Source organism: Spirochaetota bacterium (assembly GCA_038043445.1).
Classification (GTDB): domain Bacteria; phylum Spirochaetota; class Brachyspiria; order Brachyspirales; family JACRPF01; genus JBBTBY01.
The window spans coordinates 1-17,473 of sequence record JBBTBY010000162.1 but is presented as its reverse complement, the minus strand read 5'-3'; the positions used below and the strand labels follow the sequence as shown (position 1 = coordinate 17,473).

At 56.4% G+C, this 17,473-nt stretch carries 16 protein-coding genes; 6 read left to right on the top strand and 10 right to left on the bottom strand.

Features of this window, described 5'->3' with window-relative positions; genetic code table 11:
• The 6 genes from AABZ39_20155 to AABZ39_20130 form a co-directional block, all read right to left on the bottom strand.
• Positions 1-514, bottom strand: a 514-nt coding sequence (locus tag AABZ39_20155) for a hypothetical protein (protein MEK6797098.1), incomplete at its 3' end; no start/stop codon positions are given.
• A 2-nt stretch (positions 515-516) separates the two neighbouring features.
• Positions 517-1,647 (bottom strand): 4Fe-4S binding protein, encoded by a 1,131-nt coding sequence (locus AABZ39_20150; GenBank protein ID MEK6797097.1) that lies wholly within the window; start codon positions 1,645-1,647, stop codon positions 517-519.
• Positions 1,648-1,895: 248 nt separating this feature from the next.
• The gene (locus tag AABZ39_20145) at positions 1,896-2,447 is read right to left on the bottom strand and encodes a 4Fe-4S binding protein (protein ID MEK6797096.1); all 552 of its coding nucleotides are present in this window, start codon (positions 2,445-2,447) and stop codon (positions 1,896-1,898) included.
• Entirely contained in the window at positions 2,444-2,698 is a 255-nt protein-coding gene (locus tag AABZ39_20140) for a hypothetical protein (protein MEK6797095.1), read from the bottom strand. The genes AABZ39_20145 and AABZ39_20140 overlap by 4 nt, the downstream gene beginning before the upstream one ends.
• Entirely contained in the window at positions 2,699-3,631 is a 933-nt protein-coding gene (locus AABZ39_20135; GenBank protein ID MEK6797094.1) for a hypothetical protein, read from the bottom strand.
• Positions 3,628-5,055 carry a PQQ-binding-like beta-propeller repeat protein gene (locus AABZ39_20130; GenBank protein MEK6797093.1) on the bottom strand — a complete coding sequence of 476 codons (1,428 nt, stop codon included), beginning with the start codon at positions 5,053-5,055 and terminating at the stop codon, positions 3,628-3,630. The genes AABZ39_20135 and AABZ39_20130 overlap by 4 nt, the downstream gene beginning before the upstream one ends.
• Positions 5,056-5,139: 84 nt before the next feature.
• On the opposite strand from AABZ39_20130, the gene AABZ39_20125 reads away from it, so the two are divergent.
• Genes AABZ39_20125 through AABZ39_20115 form a run of 3 tightly spaced genes read left to right on the top strand, consistent with a single transcriptional unit; the run spans position 5,140 to position 8,588 of the window.
• Complete coding sequence (locus AABZ39_20125; protein MEK6797092.1) at positions 5,140-5,688, top strand: adenylate kinase; 549 nt, start codon at positions 5,140-5,142, stop codon at positions 5,686-5,688.
• A gap of 34 nt (positions 5,689-5,722) precedes the next feature.
• Entirely contained in the window at positions 5,723-6,154 is a 432-nt protein-coding gene (locus AABZ39_20120) for a rhodanese-like domain-containing protein (protein ID MEK6797091.1), read from the top strand.
• Between the two features lie 10 nt (positions 6,155-6,164).
• Entirely contained in the window at positions 6,165-8,588 is a 2,424-nt protein-coding gene (locus tag AABZ39_20115) for a hypothetical protein (protein MEK6797090.1), read from the top strand.
• Between the two features lie 139 nt (positions 8,589-8,727).
• Here AABZ39_20115 and AABZ39_20110 read toward each other — a convergent pair whose 3' ends face one another.
• The 4 genes from AABZ39_20110 to AABZ39_20095 all read right to left on the bottom strand — a co-directional run bounded on the left by AABZ39_20110 (position 8,728) and on the right by AABZ39_20095 (position 11,774).
• Entirely contained in the window at positions 8,728-9,519 is a 792-nt protein-coding gene (locus AABZ39_20110; GenBank protein MEK6797089.1) for a hypothetical protein, read from the bottom strand.
• 1 nt (position 9,520) lies between these two features.
• Positions 9,521-9,967 carry a hypothetical protein gene (locus AABZ39_20105; protein ID MEK6797088.1) on the bottom strand — a complete coding sequence of 149 codons (447 nt, stop codon included), beginning with the start codon at positions 9,965-9,967 and terminating at the stop codon, positions 9,521-9,523.
• A 36-nt stretch (positions 9,968-10,003) separates the two neighbouring features.
• A complete protein-coding gene (locus AABZ39_20100; protein ID MEK6797087.1) occupies positions 10,004-10,735 on the bottom strand; it encodes an ABC transporter ATP-binding protein in 732 nt (243 codons plus the stop codon).
• A gap of 172 nt (positions 10,736-10,907) precedes the next feature.
• A complete protein-coding gene (locus AABZ39_20095; protein MEK6797086.1) occupies positions 10,908-11,774 on the bottom strand; it encodes an energy-coupling factor transporter transmembrane component T in 867 nt (288 codons plus the stop codon).
• A gap of 526 nt (positions 11,775-12,300) precedes the next feature.
• On the opposite strand from AABZ39_20095, the gene AABZ39_20090 reads away from it, so the two are divergent.
• The 3 genes from AABZ39_20090 to AABZ39_20080 all read left to right on the top strand — a co-directional run.
• Positions 12,301-13,533 carry a TolC family protein gene (locus AABZ39_20090; protein MEK6797085.1) on the top strand — a complete coding sequence of 411 codons (1,233 nt, stop codon included), beginning with the start codon at positions 12,301-12,303 and terminating at the stop codon, positions 13,531-13,533.
• Positions 13,530-14,621 carry an efflux RND transporter periplasmic adaptor subunit gene (locus AABZ39_20085; protein MEK6797084.1) on the top strand — a complete coding sequence of 364 codons (1,092 nt, stop codon included), beginning with the start codon at positions 13,530-13,532 and terminating at the stop codon, positions 14,619-14,621. Before AABZ39_20090 ends, AABZ39_20085 begins: the two co-directional genes overlap by 4 nt.
• A gap of 27 nt (positions 14,622-14,648) precedes the next feature.
• Positions 14,649-17,473: CusA/CzcA family heavy metal efflux RND transporter (locus tag AABZ39_20080; protein MEK6797083.1), on the top strand; the 2,825-nt coding region annotated here is incomplete at its 3' end.

Sequence of the window (17,473 nt, the reverse complement as noted above, 5' to 3'; positions counted from 1 at the left end):
GGACGGCCGTGCGCGCAGGCGCCGATGACACGACCCGCGGAATAATGAATGCCGTGAGGGCGACAGCTGCTCCGACCGATGCGACCGTAATGAACGAGGAGCGCCGCACACGCTCAGCGGCCGCAGCATCCGGCTTGCCCGGCGCTGCTTTTTCCGGGCGCAGCTCACCCATCACGAAGAGCAGCACGAGAAAAACGGCGACACCGACGAGGAGCAGCAGCGCGCCGGTATCGGAGAACGCAAGGCCGAAAAAATACGCTTTTCGCACGAGCACATCGAGCGAACGGATCGACTCCTTTAATGCGGCATTGTTCGGGTCCGCCGACAGTTTCTCCACGAGCATATCCGTATCCGGCGAGACAAGCGGCCCCTGTGCCGCATGCTGTATGAAACTTATCATGAGAAGGCAGGCGATGATGGCGCTGAACACACCGGAGACATAGGCACCAGCGCGCGCCGCCGAATGTATCTCATCGCGATGCGCCTCTATGAAATTCATCTTCACTTCATCCATCGTCAATTCTCCTTTATCGATGCCGCTTTCGGGCGGTAATAGCGGGGGCAATAGGCGAAACATCGGCCGCAGGAAACACAATTACCCCTGTTGGGCTCATAGTCATTCCGCGGACGAAGGTACGCCAGCGAGAACAGAAGCACGGCGACGGCGAGTCCGAAGAGCGCCCCGGCAATCGGCATCATGACGGCAAAGCGCCGTTCGATAGAGGCCGCTTCATTGGCGAGATCATCGAGCGATGCCCCGAGCGAGCGATAGGTACGCGACTCATAGGTCATCTTTGCTCCCGCTCGTTCCTCGCGGTCTATCTGCCGTGCAAGCGACACCTTCGAATGCATGCCTGCCGTGAACGAAGTCAGTCCTGATGCGCCGACGGCGAATATCGCCATGCTCACCGGAAAAACTGCTGCCAGGATGATGCGCTGTCGTGCGCTCGGCTTTTTCACATCTTCAGTAACAGGTGTCTCGATCGCATCGAACGGGCAGGCGTTCTCGCAGCGGCGGCATTTGATGCAGTCCGTAGGCGTGATTGTGACGCGAAATATCGACACGCGAGAGACCAAGTTCAGTATGGCACCGTAGGGGCAGAGAAAACGGCAATAGGGCCGCGCGACGAAAACCGCGAGGAGCAGGAAAATACCGCCGAGCGAAAGGCGCCACACATCGCCGGAGAGACGGAAGAACGAGACGAAGGGATCGAACCGGCAGATGAGATAACTTGCCCCGGTAGCGGCGAATATTATCGCTGCCCCGAGATAGAGGTATGGAATAAGCGAAAGCGCCCTGGCTAGCGGCTTGGGCACGGCGACCGGGCGGACGGCGACGATATCCTGCGCTGCACCGAGCGGGCACACCGATGCGCAGAACGATCGTCCAAAAAAAAGCGTCGTCACGATAGGCAGAAGAAAAAAGAGGACGACGGTTATCGGTATCGAATAGGTGTTGTCGAAAAATGCGGAGGCGACGTTCTGTATCGAACCGACGGGACAGATGCAGCCGTGCCGGTAGAACCCGAAATACGCGAGCGAGAACGCCATGACAAGGAAAAGCCCACGCCTGCTCCGGCGCTTAAGCGAGAAATATGACGCAAGAAGGAGCGTGATGATGAGCACCGCCGTATCAGCATATTCCATCGCCGTACCGCGCGATAACGGATGCTGATATACGGGTGCGGCATAGGATGATTCGAATTCCGGACGCGGGAAGCGTTCTTCGGAAAAGGCGGAAACTGAGCAAAGACAGAAAACAAACGCGAGAATAACCCCTATCCCCAACCCTTTCCCCTTCAAAAGGGGAAAGGGAGTAAGAATATTAAAGAACACGCTCCCCTTTCCCTTCTATGAGGGGAAAGGGGCTGGGGGATAGGGGTGAATTAATGTTCTCATGATCGCTCCTCACCCTTGATAAGATACGGTTTATCCGCTGGTATCCGAGATATCGCGTACGACGGGCAAACGCGCTCTATGGAGCAGGAATTGCACTGCACGCAGAGATCATGACGTATCTGCAGGAAGAATGAGCCGTTGCCGAACGCGGTGCAGCCCTTCACGCATTTCGCGCAGCCGATGCAGAGCGATTCATCGATCGTATATTCGAAATACGGGTCCTCGATGAATTTCCTTTTTATAGCGTCGGTGGGACAGATGTGGTTCTCCGCGGCGGAGGTGAGCGCATTCGCCCCCGGCCGAAAAAAGCCGAAACACAGATCGCAGTAACCGCACATGGAGAAACGGTTCACGCATTTTACCGCCGACTGACGGAGTACGCAGGCGGTCGCACAGCGTCCGCACTGGGTACATTTCTCCGGGTCGATCTGCCATACCATTTTCTGGTTTTTCGTACGCGTGAACGAAAAACCGAACATAGCCGCCGCGAGCGCCCCGATGCCCGTGCGCAAGGCGGTTATTATGAATTTCTTCCGCGACTCGGTCATCGTTTCACCCCGAGCTTCGCCTTCAGTGTCGACGATATCGTTTTCGCCGTTTTCCGGGCAATGGGCTTTTCGCAGGTGAACACGTCGGAACAGATAACACACACGCTCTTTCGTTCGCATTGTGCCGCCGATGCAAGCTTTACCCGCGAAAGCAATACCGTACCCAGAGCGACTATCGACCCGAGAACACCGACTCGCGCGGCGTTGAGAAAAAATGCGCGGCGGGATGAGGCAATACGCTTCTTCATCATTTACCTTCCTTTCACCGTTCTCTCGAACACACGCACCGCTTTCCGATACGTATCGAGCGCATAGACGCGACCCGCATTATCCACAGCGACTGCGGGCGGATGCGCTGTCGGATGAAAATCTCCGGGACGCGTGATAAGGCCGATGAATTTTCCGGAGCCGTCGAACTCTTTTATCCGTAAAAGACCTTTCTCGCTCGTGACGAAGCCGCCGGAGGGCGTTCGTGCGATATGGGCGGGGTTGCAGCACCCGGGGAATTCCGAAAGACCGACACCGGGCTTCCCCCATGCGCTGATGAACTTCCCGTCCAGAGAATATTTCTCTATAGAGAGCCTGCCGGTATTCGCCACCCACACGGCGTCGGACACTATCACATCGCAATAGGGGCTCGGAAGCACAAGCCCCGGCACACCGTTCGCTTCATCGCGTTTTGCCACCGTTCCTGTAAGCGTTCCCTGCCTGTCATATTTCCAGATGATGCGGTTCTTGAAATCGGCGGCGAACACGTCATTGCCGCGTACCGCGATGGACACGAGCTCTGACCTTTCATCGGTATACTGCCAGTTCGCGATGAGCTTCCCGGTGCGGCTGTACACCGACACATGGTTCCCCATGCCGAGAAAAACACCCCCATCAACGGCGATGCAGCCGGCTTTGCCGAACACGGCGAATGACGTGCGGCTTTTCCCATTCGTGCCGTAGATAAAGACACTCCCGTCCGCGGATACATACACGGAGTCGCCGCTGACGGCGAGAGCGAGAAGCGACGATGCGGGAACGGGAATGGGCGTCCGCTCGGCATATACCGGTTCAGAAGAGCCGAAGACATTCATATCGTATTCTTTCGGGTCCGTGTCCTTATGAAGCAGAAAATATGCAATGACAATACCGAGCCCGACGCAGAGTATCGTGATGATGAGTATCGTTCTTTTCATCGTGCCCTCACATCGATGCACACCATGCGTTTCGAATCGCGAGCGATAAGCCGCCCGGAAATCATCGCCATCGGCGCCCAGGATTCGCGCCCTGACAATATCTTCACGCGATAGAGCCGCTGATACGATGTACCGTCGGCGCGGGCGCAGGTGAGCATTCCGTTGTCATCGAGAAGGAATATCTTCCCGTCAGCGATCATGTACGCGCCGAGGCCGAAGCGATCATCCTTCCCGCTTTCCCATATGACCTTTCCGTCGGTTGTCATCGATACGAGCTGCTGTTTTCGCGCCATGGCATCGGCGGGCATGACGGTGAAGAGGCGACCGTTGTAGAGTATCGGCGTCTGCTGTTCGGAGGCGAACGTCTCTTTGCCGTACTGTGCCGTTCGCGTAACGGAAAAGCCGCCTCCGCGGGGCGCAAGCGTGAAGACAGCACTGCCCACGCCGTATCCCGCCGTCAGGAATAGTTTATCCGTACCGATGGGAACAGCCGAAGGCACGATGATGGATGCGTTCCACGCCGTCGTCGTGAAAAGCACTTCACCCCTCGTCCCCGGCCCCGCCGACACGCCGATGACCCCGCCTAATGCGGGGTATACATACATGCGGCGGCCGAGCAACGTCACGGGCATGACCGATGCATGCGACATATTCCACCGCGCGGTATTGGGCGTCCGCCAGACGACCTTACCGGAAGCACAATCGATCCCGATGAGGATGTTCTTCCCGCCGGGCGCTATCACGGCAATGCCATTATCGATGAGCGGACATTGGCCGGCATACCAGAGCGGCACTTTCGTGCCTTCTTCCTTTACCAGATCGATGCCCCAGCGGAAATCGCCGGTAGCGGCATCGAGGCAGACAACGTGACATTTCGGACCGATGGTCACGAGATAATTCCCGGCGACGGCAGGGGTGGTACGCGACATGCCGTGATTGCGTTTGATATCGTTCTTATACGAGCGGCGCCACAGCTCGCGTCCGTCATCAACGGAGTGCACGCGTATCACATCGCTTCGGCTCGCCTCATCATAGTCGATGATATATACGCGGCCGTTGGCCACCGCAGGTCCGGCATAACCCTCGCCAAGATCGAGCGACCACAGCACCTTCGGTGCGCCCATCGACGAAGAGAGCGGGGGCGTTTCATGGACGATATTATCCATGCGCTCACCGCGGAAGCGCGGCCATGAGCCGGCTAGTGTTCCCGAAACACCCGGGCCTTTTCTGAACGTGCCGGAGAGGTTCACGGCGACAACACGTGCGGACGTGCGCGCCGTCAATTCCTCCGGTTTCGCGGTACGCATGGCGATACGTACCGCGGGCGTGCTCGAAAAAAGAACGGCGAGGCCGAGCGCCGCAAGCAGGATGAAGATACCGGCGGCAACTCTGACGATGATGATCCGGCGCTGCAAATCGTTCATGGCGGAGAGTATATCAAACTATTCCTGATTTACAAATTTGCCATCGCATGATACAATCCCCCGCACTACTTCCAAGGAGCTACTATGATATTGATACTTGTCGGAGCGCCCGGCGGAGGCAAAGGCACGCAGGCTGCCCGTTTGAAGGACCATTACTCCATCGCACACATATCCACCGGCGACATGCTTCGCGAGAACGTGAAGAACGGCACCAAACTCGGCGCCGAGGCGAACGGCTTCATGCAGAAAGGAGAACTGGTGCCCGACACTGTCATCATCAATATGATAGCCGAACGGATAAAGGCCCCCGACTGCGCCAAGGGCTTCCTCCTCGACGGGTTCCCCCGCTCGCTCCCGCAGGCCGAAGCGCTGGACAGGATGCTATCCGGCAATAAGCTCAAGCTCGATGCCGTCGTCAATCTCATGGTCGATGAAGAGGAGCTCGTCAAGCGCCTGCTCGGACGCGGACGTGCCGATGATAATGAGACCACGATCCGCAACCGCCTTTCGGTCTTCAAGAACCAGACCGAACCGGTGCTGGGGCACTATGCGAAGCAGAAGCTGGTGAAGAACACCAATGGCATGGGCACTATCGACGAGATATACAACCGCATCACGACGACGCTCGCATAACGACTGCGCGCCCGTTCACGGCAAGGAGCCGACCATGAAAGATATCCCTCTCGTACCGATATCCGCGGGGGCATTGCTCATCGCGCTCGTGCTTTTTGTGCTCATCGGAAAGCGCACGCAGGCGGCCGATGCGAACATATCGCATATCACCGCTAAGGAAGCGATGGCGCTCATCACAACGAACAAAGGCGCGAAGAATTTCGTCATACTCGATGTTCGGACGCCGAATGAATTCGCCGAGGGACATATCGCCGGCGCAACGAATATCGATTATTACGCGCCGGACTTCAAGGAACGCATAGCGAAGCTCGATAAGAAAAAGACCTATCTCATTCTCTGCAGAAGCGGCAACAGGAGCGGCAAGTCCGCGGCGTTCATGAGCGAAAGCGGATATACCGGCCTTTTCAACATGAAGGGCGGCATGATGGGATGGGAATTCGACAGACTGCCCGTATCGCGCAAATAAGCACCGCAGCATGCAGATAAGTACAGAACGTCCTCAGGTCATAAAGCATATCATCGCCTCCGCATCGGAAAGCATGTCCGTTGAATTCCATGGCATCGCCGATGATATGGCTGGTTATGCGATATCCGCGCTTTTCGACCCGTATGTGCTTACGGCAAAAAAGAAGCACGCTGCCGTCTTTCTCTCCCTCGGCGAAACGCCGCCGCCCTTCCCCGGGCTCCGTGCATCGGACATATGCCGTGCGCAGAAAGAGCGTATCGTCTTTGCCGGGATGCACGGCGAACGAGTGCTTTATAATCCGAACAATTATCGGCGCTTCGGCATATCAAAAGCATGGACACGACTTGCATCGATAGCGGAGCTCCCCGGCGCTGTCGTAAAGCCGGGAACAGCGGTGTTCGCCTTCGATCCGCTCGCGCTCATCCGCAGCTATCTCAACATGGCCGAGCCCGCGATCATCGGCGATATTGTTGCGCTTACAGCGGAAACGATACTCCGTGCAAAAGGGGATGCTCGTTCCATCAGGCAGAACGATATGCGCCGCGATTTCCATGCATACGGCATTGCGGCAATGCTCATCGCACGGCTCGCAGGGCTCCGGCACACACCGTTCGATATGAAAAGCGCCGTGAACGCTGCGACATCAGCAGCGCGCTCGTATGTTGCGGGAAAATTCGGCGATGCCAAGAAGAAACTGGCGTCCGCGTATATGCTTCTCAAGCAGACGCGAATTGCCGCCGCAGGACTTCCCCTCTATATAATGCATATGCCCCATGGCGGCATCCTCTTTCGCGATGAAGGATATGCGGAGTACGACTGGCCCGAGGGCGCGATGAAAGTGCTCGCGCTCTATCTCTCGTGGGCGAAGAATTTCGGATATCGTTTCGCCCCCGACATCAGCGCGGGAACGCTCGTCAATCTCAATGATACGCATCCGAAGACGATAAAGGAATTCGCCGACGCATGGAAGAGCGGCATCATCGAATTCGTCAACGGCACCTGGGGTCAGCCGTACATGCAGCTCTGGCGTGTGTGGGACCAGAAGAAACATATCACCGTGGGCATCGAAGCGTTCGAGAAGCTTTTCAAGCGCCGCCCCGTCGTCTATGCCGCGCAGGAAATGGCGCTTCATCCGAACATGCCGGGTATACTGAAGGACAATGGATATCGTTATGCCATTCATCGCGCGCAGAATCTTGGGAGCGCCCCGGACTGCAATGAGCCCGTCATCGAATGGAAGGGATATGACGGCAGAACGATAACCGCCCTCCCCTCGCATGCGTCGAAAAGCGAGAAGCACGGCTCATCGATATTCCGCGACTGGCCCGAGCTCGTATCGAAGACCATCGACGACGGCATTCCCTTCGCGGCGATAACATCGTTCATCGACCAGACGTTCGTCGGCGCGTATCAGGAGGAATTCATACGCGCGAACCGCTTCGGGAAATTATTCGGTGAATTCATGACGCCAAGCGCCTTCTTCGCCGCCGTGAAAGGAACGCCGATGGAACGCTATTTCACGCTTGATGAACACACCTATGACCTCGGGCTTCCCGCGAACAATTATCACCGCTATGAAATGGGGATGTCATCGACGCTGCATGCGTACTGGAACGCCGAGGCGGCACGGCTCGAAGACGCAGAAAGACAGGGAGAGCTAGAGCATCATGAGCTGATACGCCTCCTTGAGGGGGAGGCACACGACGCGTATATACTCCCCTACTTCAAGCAGGGTGCGTTCATGGAGATGTATCTCACCGAATACATCGGTCCGCGCTACCGCGTTTCGAGCGACGGTCCGCGCGGTGTTGCGCGATATATAAAGGACACCGTGCGTCTGCCGGACATTATCGAGGACAGACCGAGGATCACACCGTCTGCAGCAACAATAAAAGAAACATCGATATCCGCTGAGGGACGCACCGTCGCCATTGACGCGAAGACCGGCGCTGTTATCTCGATCAACGACCAGGGTGTGCGCTTCGGGGAAATCCGATACAAAGGGAATGTGCTTAGCGTCTCACACATCGATGCGGGCGAGCATACGCTCTCGGTGCACGGCGAGATACCCGGTGCTGCAAAGATCATCATCGACTATTTCATTTCCGGCGGAACGCTCTACGGCATCGTCGCACTGCCGGACGGGATAAAACGCTTCCGGCACGATGCCTCATACTGGGAAGAATGCATCTATCTCGCGCATATCGCCGGCGAGCATGCGTCAGTCATCCGCCACACCTCCGGCGTCGATGAGCCCACAGGGCTCGGGGAATTCTTTTCCGTCGACCGCATAGCGGTGAAGTCGCTTGCCGGCATGCGCAGTTTCAGGCACGGCGGGAATATCTTTTTCCGTCACCGCGGGCCGGAGCTGCATAATCGGCTGTGGTCGTATGAAGACAGAGCAAGATCGTTCTGGTGGGGCGTCGCTTTATAAAACAACCCCTGCAGCATAGTGCACACGGGGCTAAAGCCCCGTGCTCTCTGTTCTTCTACATTGTATTAAAGCCGGGGTCTTGACCCCGTGTTTCTTTTTCACTTAACTTAACGGCATTGGGTTGGAGGATAGGGGTGCTTCAATCCTCGAGCTCTTCTATCTCACGCGACAGCGATTTGAGCCGCGAATTGAGGCGCTCTATCGTCCGTTCGATGCGATTCCTCTCGTTCACGAGGTTCGTCCGCCTGTCCTCCGACTTCGGCCGCGCCACATATTCCATACGCACCGTATCGGGGCTTTTCCCGGAGAGGAGCGCCTTCTCGGCGATGCGCATCGTTTTCGGGTCGGGTATACGCGCGAGAAGCTTCATATTATCGTAGCCCACCGCGGGGTCTATATCGCGCGATGAGACCTTTATCGCCGTCTTCGCCATTGAGCGATGCATGCCGAGTTCGCGGTCGAGATAATCGTCGAATTCAACGCGATGCTTTTCACAGAGCGCATGCGCTTCGGAAAGCACCTTTCCGAATTGCAGCATAAGCTCGCCGTTGGCGGTGAGGAAATCGCGGCGGATGCGTTCGGAAAGCGCCGTGAACTCAGGCTCGGTCTTGAAGATATTGCGATAGAGCTTTTTCTCCTCGGCGATATCGAGGAGCTCATGGAAGAGCTGCCAGAAATCCCCCGTATGCGAACGGCTGGACACCGGGACCGGCGATTGTGTGAACTGCAGATGATGCGCGTATTCATGGATAGCGGTGTAGATGAGGCCGTCATTACTGGTGAAATTGCGGTTGTGTATGATTATCTCGCGCGACTCGGGTTTGTAAAGCCCGTGCACCTTATCGCTCGTTTTTCCGGAGAAGATGAGCGAGAAGGTTTCCTTTGCGTCGCGGATCGAAAGGAGAAGTTCCTTGACCTGATCCTGATTCATATCATTTCACCTTCAGATACGTGAACGCGAGATACAACCGCTTTCCCTGAAGACCGCGGTCGGCGATATGCCAATCGATGATGAACTCATTATCCTTCGGGAGCTTCCGCGTCTTTATGCTCATTATCACTGACAGTAGTTTCTTGATGGCCTCGCGTTCCTTCGCGCTCTTGCCGGAAAGCCGCATGTCCACATACGCGGAAGCCTTCGCCGAAGGCACGATCGATGCGTTCCACCCGATCGCGACCATCTCGATCATCGGCTCAAGCGCGAGCTTCGCCCCCTCGCGGAGGTCTTCGGCCATGGCAAGTATCAGATCGGACGCCGGCATATCGTACGCGACCTCAAGCTCATCGTATTCCGGCAGCTCGCGTATGCGCGCAATGAGGGGCGATGCCTCTTTCGCAAAATCGCTGCTCTCTATCTTCCACTGTTCTTTCGCCGGCATGACGGCACTATACCAAGGATGGGTGGATTGTCAACATTATATTATATTGTGCCTTCGGAGGAATTTTTTATCCCTCACAACACGCTCGAATCTCCCTCGACTCACCACGGCATGCTCATTCGACAGCACAATCACCGAATCGAACACGCCCTTTACATAGTCGAATTCATGCGTAGCGCCGATGATGGTCTTCCCCGCCTCATGCAGCGACAAAAGCACATTCCTGAGCGAGGCCTTCGTCCTGGGGTCAAGCCCTTCCATGGGCTCATCGAGCACGAGCACCTCGGGATTGAGCGCGAGCACGGCGGCGATAGCCACCTTCTTCTTCTCCCCTTCGCTCAGGTGATGCGGCTCGCGATGTTTCAGATGCTCAATGCCGAGGAGTTGAAGACAATCAAAGACGCGCTTATTGACCTCATCATCGGGAATATCCATCTGCCACGGTCCGAAGGCTATCTCTTCGAACACCGTGGGCGAGAAGAGCTGAGCGTCGGAATTCTGGAACACGAAGCCCACACGCTGATGGAAACGCTTCGCGCGCGCGGAATTCTTCAGGAACGCATTATTGATCACTTCCCTGTCGAAACGATAGACCCCATTCTTGGACAGAATAAGTCCGTTCAGGAGCTTGAGCAGCGTCGATTTACCGCTGCCGTTGGGCCCGATAACCGCAACCGATGCGCCTTTGCGTATCGACGCAGAAAACCCTGCAAGCCCGGGCTGATGGTCGTACGAAAACGTTATATCCTCGAGCTCTATGAAACTCATGCGTATCCAGTCCCGGCGAACAAGGCCTCACGCAAAGAATAAAAATAAACCACAGAGGACACGGAGGATGAAAAAAACACGAACGGGCCGAACGGTGAATATTCCGACGAATGCACCCTCTGTGTCCCTCGGTGGTCTCTATGGTTCAATTTCTTTTCCCGTCTTTTCGGCATCACCGAAGTAATAGAAATGCCGCTATCAGTACAAGATGTAGCGTACTGTAAATAAGATCGGCACCGATATTATGCTTTACCCGAACGCGTTTGTACTGCCCGCTGAAACCGCGGCATTCCATGGCGCCGTACATCGCTTCGGCCATATCCTTCGACTTAAGAAAAAGCGAGCCGAGCATCTGCACGAGCGAGCGGTGCTTCCGGACATTCCTTCCCACGGAGCGGAGCTTCAACGCATAGAGCATATCGAGCGAGAACTCGCCGAGGAGATAGATATAACGCATGGCAATATCGAAGATGAGGATGAAAACATCGGACACGAAGAACATCTTGAGCGCACCTGTCATGCGATGCCACGTCGTCGTGAACGCGAGCACATTGACCATGGCGGCGGAAAGCCCCACCTTAACCGCAAGCAGATACCCGTTGCCCCGTGGCGGCATTGGCCATCCATGGCCGCCGCCAGTTGCGCCGTCCGTGGCGCACATCCCCTGCAGTATCGACGGTGCGGTGATCACGAAAGCGAAAAGCGCGGCGATGATGCTTACGGAGAGCGCCCGCACCGCCGCACGCGGGGCAAGCGAGCTCAGTGCAAAAAGCACGGTCGCAGCCGCAAGCTCGATGAAGAGCACGCTTCGCGTCATGGACACGAGCAGCAGCAGGAGCACCGTGCCGATGATCTTAAGCACCGGATGCACGGTCCCGAGCACGCCGACGGAACTGCGCGTGGAGCGTATGCGGGCAAGCACGCCGATGACGGCGAGTATTGTCTTATCGATATAGAGGGAATGATCGCGCCTTGGGTGATAGTGTTCACGTGAACTGAGCCACGACGGCAATGTGCGAAAACGGACGTTCTGGTTCATTGCGATGGATTGTATACGCGGCGTAAAAAACCGCAACCAGCGGAGGTGTCACGTGTCTGCTCCCGGGGACAGTATTTCGGATTTGACATTTCACACGAATAATTGTTATACTATCCACCATGAGCAGAGTCGCTTTCTGTGCCATTGCCGCCATCTCGGCGTTCTATCTATCCGCGCCGCTGTTTTCAGAGTGCCACGCTGTTCACCAGCAATCCTCATGTGACTCCGCATGTATCTGTTCGTGTACGCATGGAAAAGCAGCAAAACCCGAAAATGATTGTACCACTGTCCCGATACCGGACGAATGCCGTATTTCGTCCGCTCAGCCGTCGTTTTCAACGGTAGATATCGGCACCCGGATATTCAGACCCCCGAACAGATAGCCCCTGTCACATTCTGATCAGTCGGCGTATCGATCGCCGGCAGACGAGACGTACCGCGCGTATTCTGCCGGCATACCGATCGTCTGAATGCTTTTCTGAAAGCATTGCTAGATCCCCGGACATGTATCTCCATTCGAGGCGTTATGAAATATAGAAAATTCAGCACAGCAACGTTCGCCGCTCTGGCCGTGCTGCTTACGGCTCACCATATAAACGGCAGAGAGCCGATGCAATTCGATGACATCTGGAAGATGGGGCTTGCCAGCAACTCGTCCATCATGATACAAAAGGCAAAAATCGATGCGGCTCGCGTCGGCGCGATCGCTTCTTTTTTTTCGGGGCTGCCGCGCCCGGAACTCGAGATCGAATTCCCGACGCTGCTTGCCGGCGATCCCGCGGTCGGTTCGATCGAGGTGCGGCAGGCTTTGTCGCTGAGCGGAATATTCGGCATCGACACGCTCATCGCGTTCGACCAACTCGGCATTGAAGAAGCGATCGTGCAGAAATATCGGGGAGAGTTATATACCGATCTCAGACGGGCATACGCATCGGTCATTATCACGGGAAAAGAGATCGGCGTGGCTCGCGAGAACGTCGAGCTCTTCCGCCAACTCGCCGCGCGGATGCAGATGCATTATCAGACCGGAAAAATATCGCGAAGCGATGTGCTTGCATCCGCTATCGAGTTGCGACGGGCGCAGCAGGAGCATATCGGGGCCGTAAGCCGCGAAAAGATCGCCCGCTCCGAGCTGAACATGCTCATCGGGGTGTCTCTTGAAAGAACGCTCGACCTGGATGAGACGATCACAGAAACAGAACGGCTGCCCGAGCTCGATCGGCTGACCAATATCGCACTGCACAGGCATCCATCGATACGGCAGCATGCGCTCACCCATGGCGCGGCAGAGAAATCGTTCTGGAAAGAACTGCTGCAGATACTTCCCGCGCCATTCGCGGGGATCAGGAGAACAGGAACGGAAACGGCCGTCATTTTCGGTGCAACACTGCCCCTCTGGGACTTCAATGCAAAGTCCATTGCGCAGAGCGCGGGAGACCGGACCGCTGCGGAGATATCCCTTGCGCACGCACGGCGGCAGGCTCTGTTCGATGTTCATCGCGCATATCTTAATGCATCGAGCGCCCGGCAGAACCTTGAGACCGTACGCAACGGGATGACGGAGGCGCAGGAGCTCATCACCGCGGCATCGATACGATACAATGAGAACAGGATCGATCTGTATCACTATCTCTCGTATATCAAAACGGCGAACGAGGCGCGCCTTCGGTTCTATCAGGGGATATTCGATTACGACGTCACCCTGGCCGAACTCGAGCGCGCGCTGCATACATCATTACGGACGAAGGAATATTTATGAAGAAGATAATCGTCAGATTGCGCTCGATGATCGGATCGATCGTCATCCCCGAAACGTTCCCGCTTCGCACCACGATGATCATCTCGTGCGCCGCGCTCGCGATCGGGCTCATGTGCGGGTTCATCGTATCCCGGGTCATCACGAGCGGACAAACTGTGCACGAGAAAGAGCACACGGACAGCGACTCGCATGGCGATGAAAAAGGCCATGGGGACGAACATGATGATCACCCCGGCGGCGATGCGCATGATGACGAACACAGCGGATCGATATCCGTTTCTCCCCGCGCAGCAGCAATGCTGTCATTCACCTACGTTCCGGTCAGACGCGGCATCTTTGAACGCTCGACCACCGTTTCGGGACGAATACTCTCCGAACCGCAGTCGACGGCGACGGTCACCTCGCCCCGGGCAGGGATAATAAAACAGTGCTTCGCCGATGTCGGCACATCGGTACGCGCGGGGGATATTCTCTGCACGCTGACGCCTTCCGATGGTTCGTCAGCGCTTGATATCCCATCACCCATTTCGGGTGTCATCCTCTCCTCGTACGCGAAAGACAATAATCCGGTCGATCGATTGACGATGATACACATCATCGCGGACATGAACGAATTTGCAGCGGTATTCGATGTCTATGAACGGGACATCGCTGTTTTGGGAAGGCAGAGATCGATAGAGGTGCGTGCGGATGCCTTCGCGGGGCGTGTATTCAACGGGCGGATCACGTTCGTTTCCCCGCGAGTGGACGAAGAGAGCAGGACCATCAAGGTGCGCGCACTGGTAAAGAATCAGGATATGCTCCTCAGGCTCGGCATGTTCGTGTCGGGAACGGTACGATCACCTGCGGGAATACGGCTGCTCGTCCCCGAGGAAGCGATACAGGAAGCCGGCGACAAGAGGATAGTATTCGTCAGATCGGAGAGCAATGAGTTCACGCCTGTCGCCGTTACCGTGCAGGAAATATCTTCCGGCGTTGCCGCGGTTTCCGGGGAGCTTACGCCCGGACAGTCGGTGGTAACCGCCGGGGCGCCATATCTGCGCGGAGAATTCCTTAAGGGAGAGCTCGTGGACGAACATAAACATTGATCGTAGAGATCAACAGGAATACCAACCATGCTTGAACGCATAATAAAAGCAACGCTGTCCCATGCAAAATTCGTCGCTGTCGCAGCGGCACTCCTTATCGCGATCGGGATCTGGTCATACGTGACGATATCGGTGGATGCATTCCCCGATGTGACCAACACGCAGGTGGAGATAATCTCTCGCAGCGACGGCCTTTCCGCGATGGAGCTCGAACGCACCGTTACCGTACCGCTTGAGAACTCCATGCGCGGCATACCCGGAGTGACATCGCTTCGTTCGGTGAGCAAGTACGGGATTTCCATTGTAACGATCGTTTTCAGCGATAATGCCGCTCCGTTGAGCTCGCGGCAGCTCGTTTTTGAACGGCTCATGCTCGTCCGGGAATCGCTCCCTGACGGTATCGACACCGAGTTAAGCCCCATGGCGACCGTCATGGGTGAGATATTCCAATACAGCGTTTCCGCTCCGCTGCCGAGTGATGAAAATTCCCAGCGCGAAAAGTTGACCGAACTTCGGAGCATTCAGGATTGGGTAATAGCCCCTCGGCTTAAGGCCGTCGCCGGCGTCAGCGAGGTGAATTCGTACGGCGGCTTTCTACGCGAGTATCATGTCATCGTGAACCCCGAGCTCCTTGTCAAGTACGGATTGAGCATCACCGATGTATCGCGGGCGCTTGAGGCGAATAACCGCACCGTCGCCGGCGGCGTCATCGAGCGCTTCGGCACAAAAGCGGTCATTCGCGGTAAAGGACAGTTCGTGTCCGTTGAAGATATTGAAAAAACGCTCATCGTGAACCGGCAGGGAATTCCCGTGACCGTCCGCGAAGTTGCCACCGCAGGGATCGGTCAGGGGACGCGCGGGGGCGCCGCGATCGAGAACGGAGAGGAATCGGTCGGCGGCATCGTCATGATGATGCGCGGCGAGAACGGCAGAGAGGTCGTTGAACGTGTAAAGAAAAAAGTCGCCGAGATGAATGATGGGAATATACTTCCCGACGGTGTCACGATAGCCCCCTATTATGACCGATCAAAAATGGTCAACGCAAGCATCAGCACTGTCATCCGTGCGCTCATCGAAGGCGCGGTGTTCATTATAATCGTTTTGTTCCTGTTCCTGCGCAGCATGCGGAGCACGCTCGTCGTGCTCTTGTCGTTACCGCTCAATATCCTGACCACGTTCATCGTCATGCGCATCGCGGGGCTTGAAGCGAATCTCATGTCACTGGGCGGCATGGTCATATCGCTCGGCATGATAGTCGATGCGACGGTGATACAAGTGGAGAACATGCAGCGTCATCTCTCCGAACATAGGAAAGGGCACGACCTGAAGGATACGATAGCGGCCGCCATTATGGAAGTACGAAAGCCGAGCCTTTTCGGAGAGATCATTATCGCCTCCACATTCCTCCCGCTCGCGGCGTTCCAGGGCATCGAAGGCCGCATGTTCATACCCCTCGCACTTACCGTAGTCATCGTACTCGCGGTCTCGCTCACCCTGTCGGTGCTTATCGTGCCTGCCCTTGCGTTCCTCATCATCCCCGGGGACAAGCACGCAGCTAACCCGCTTATAGATCGGCTTTCATCGGCATATAAACGCGCACTTACGGCCGTTCTCGCTCGTAAGCGTCCGGCGATAATAACAGCAGTCGCTGTTTGTACAGCAGCACTTTTCCTCATACCGACGCTCGGCTCAGAATTCATCCCCATCATGGATGAGGGCGCGTTCGACATGGATATTACGCTGCATCCAAGTGTTTCACTCGCGCAGGCCATAGACGTGAACAGGAATGTAGCGAAGGTCTTCCGCGAATACCCCGAGATAAAAACGGCAGTGGGACGAATAGGCCAGACGGGACTAGCACTCGATGTCAGGGGTGTCGACAGGACCGGCTATGTCGGCGTACTCGAGCCGCGGTCAAAATGGACGAATGCGCACACACGTGAAAAGCTTTTCGAACGCTTCCGTTCCGCCCTTTCGGAGATACCCGGGATCTCGTTCGGCTTCAGCCAGCCGATACAGTGCCGCATTGATGAGATCGTCGCCGGCACGCGTTCGCAGCTCATCGTCAGGGTGTTCGGGGATGATATGGACGTTCTCACCGGTGCGGTGAACAGGATCGGAGCGCTCCTCGGATCGATACGCGGCGCGACCGATGTCGCTGTTGAACGAAGTCAGGGACAGCGGTATCTTGTCATCATGCCCGACCGCTCGGCCCTGGCCCGTTATGCACTCTCCGTCGCGGATGTGCAGGAATCGATCGAACATGCACTGGGCGGCGTCGTCGCAACGAAAGTGTACGAGGGCGAACGCGCGATCGATCTCGTCGTCCGCGGCCCCGAGAATATCCGCCAGTCGCGAGAGGCCATCGCGCGATTCCTCATCTCCTCGCCAGGTGGTCAGCGTATACCGCTCGGCGAGGTCGCCCATATCGATTGGGAGGAAGGCGCGCTTCAGATAAGCCGTGAGAATGGGCAGCGCCGCATGGGAGTTGAGCTCAATGTCAGCGGCCGCGATGTCGGCGGTTTTGTTTCCGAGGCACGCAATGCCGTCGCAGAAAAGATCCGTCTTCCGAAAGGATATCACATCGAATGGGGCGGACAGTTCGAGAACCAGTCGCGAGCGATGAAGGCGCTCGGCATCATTGCGCCTGTGGTAATACTGCTTATCGCTACCCTTCTCTTTATCACCTTCCGTTCATGGCGGCTTACGGGTATCATACTGCTCAATCTGCCGTTCGCCCTGACCGGCGGCGTCATCGCATTGAAGATCACCGGCATCTATCTCTCCGTCCCGGCATCCATCGGCTTCATCGTGCTGTTCGGCGTAGCGGTGTTGAACGGCATGGTGCTCAT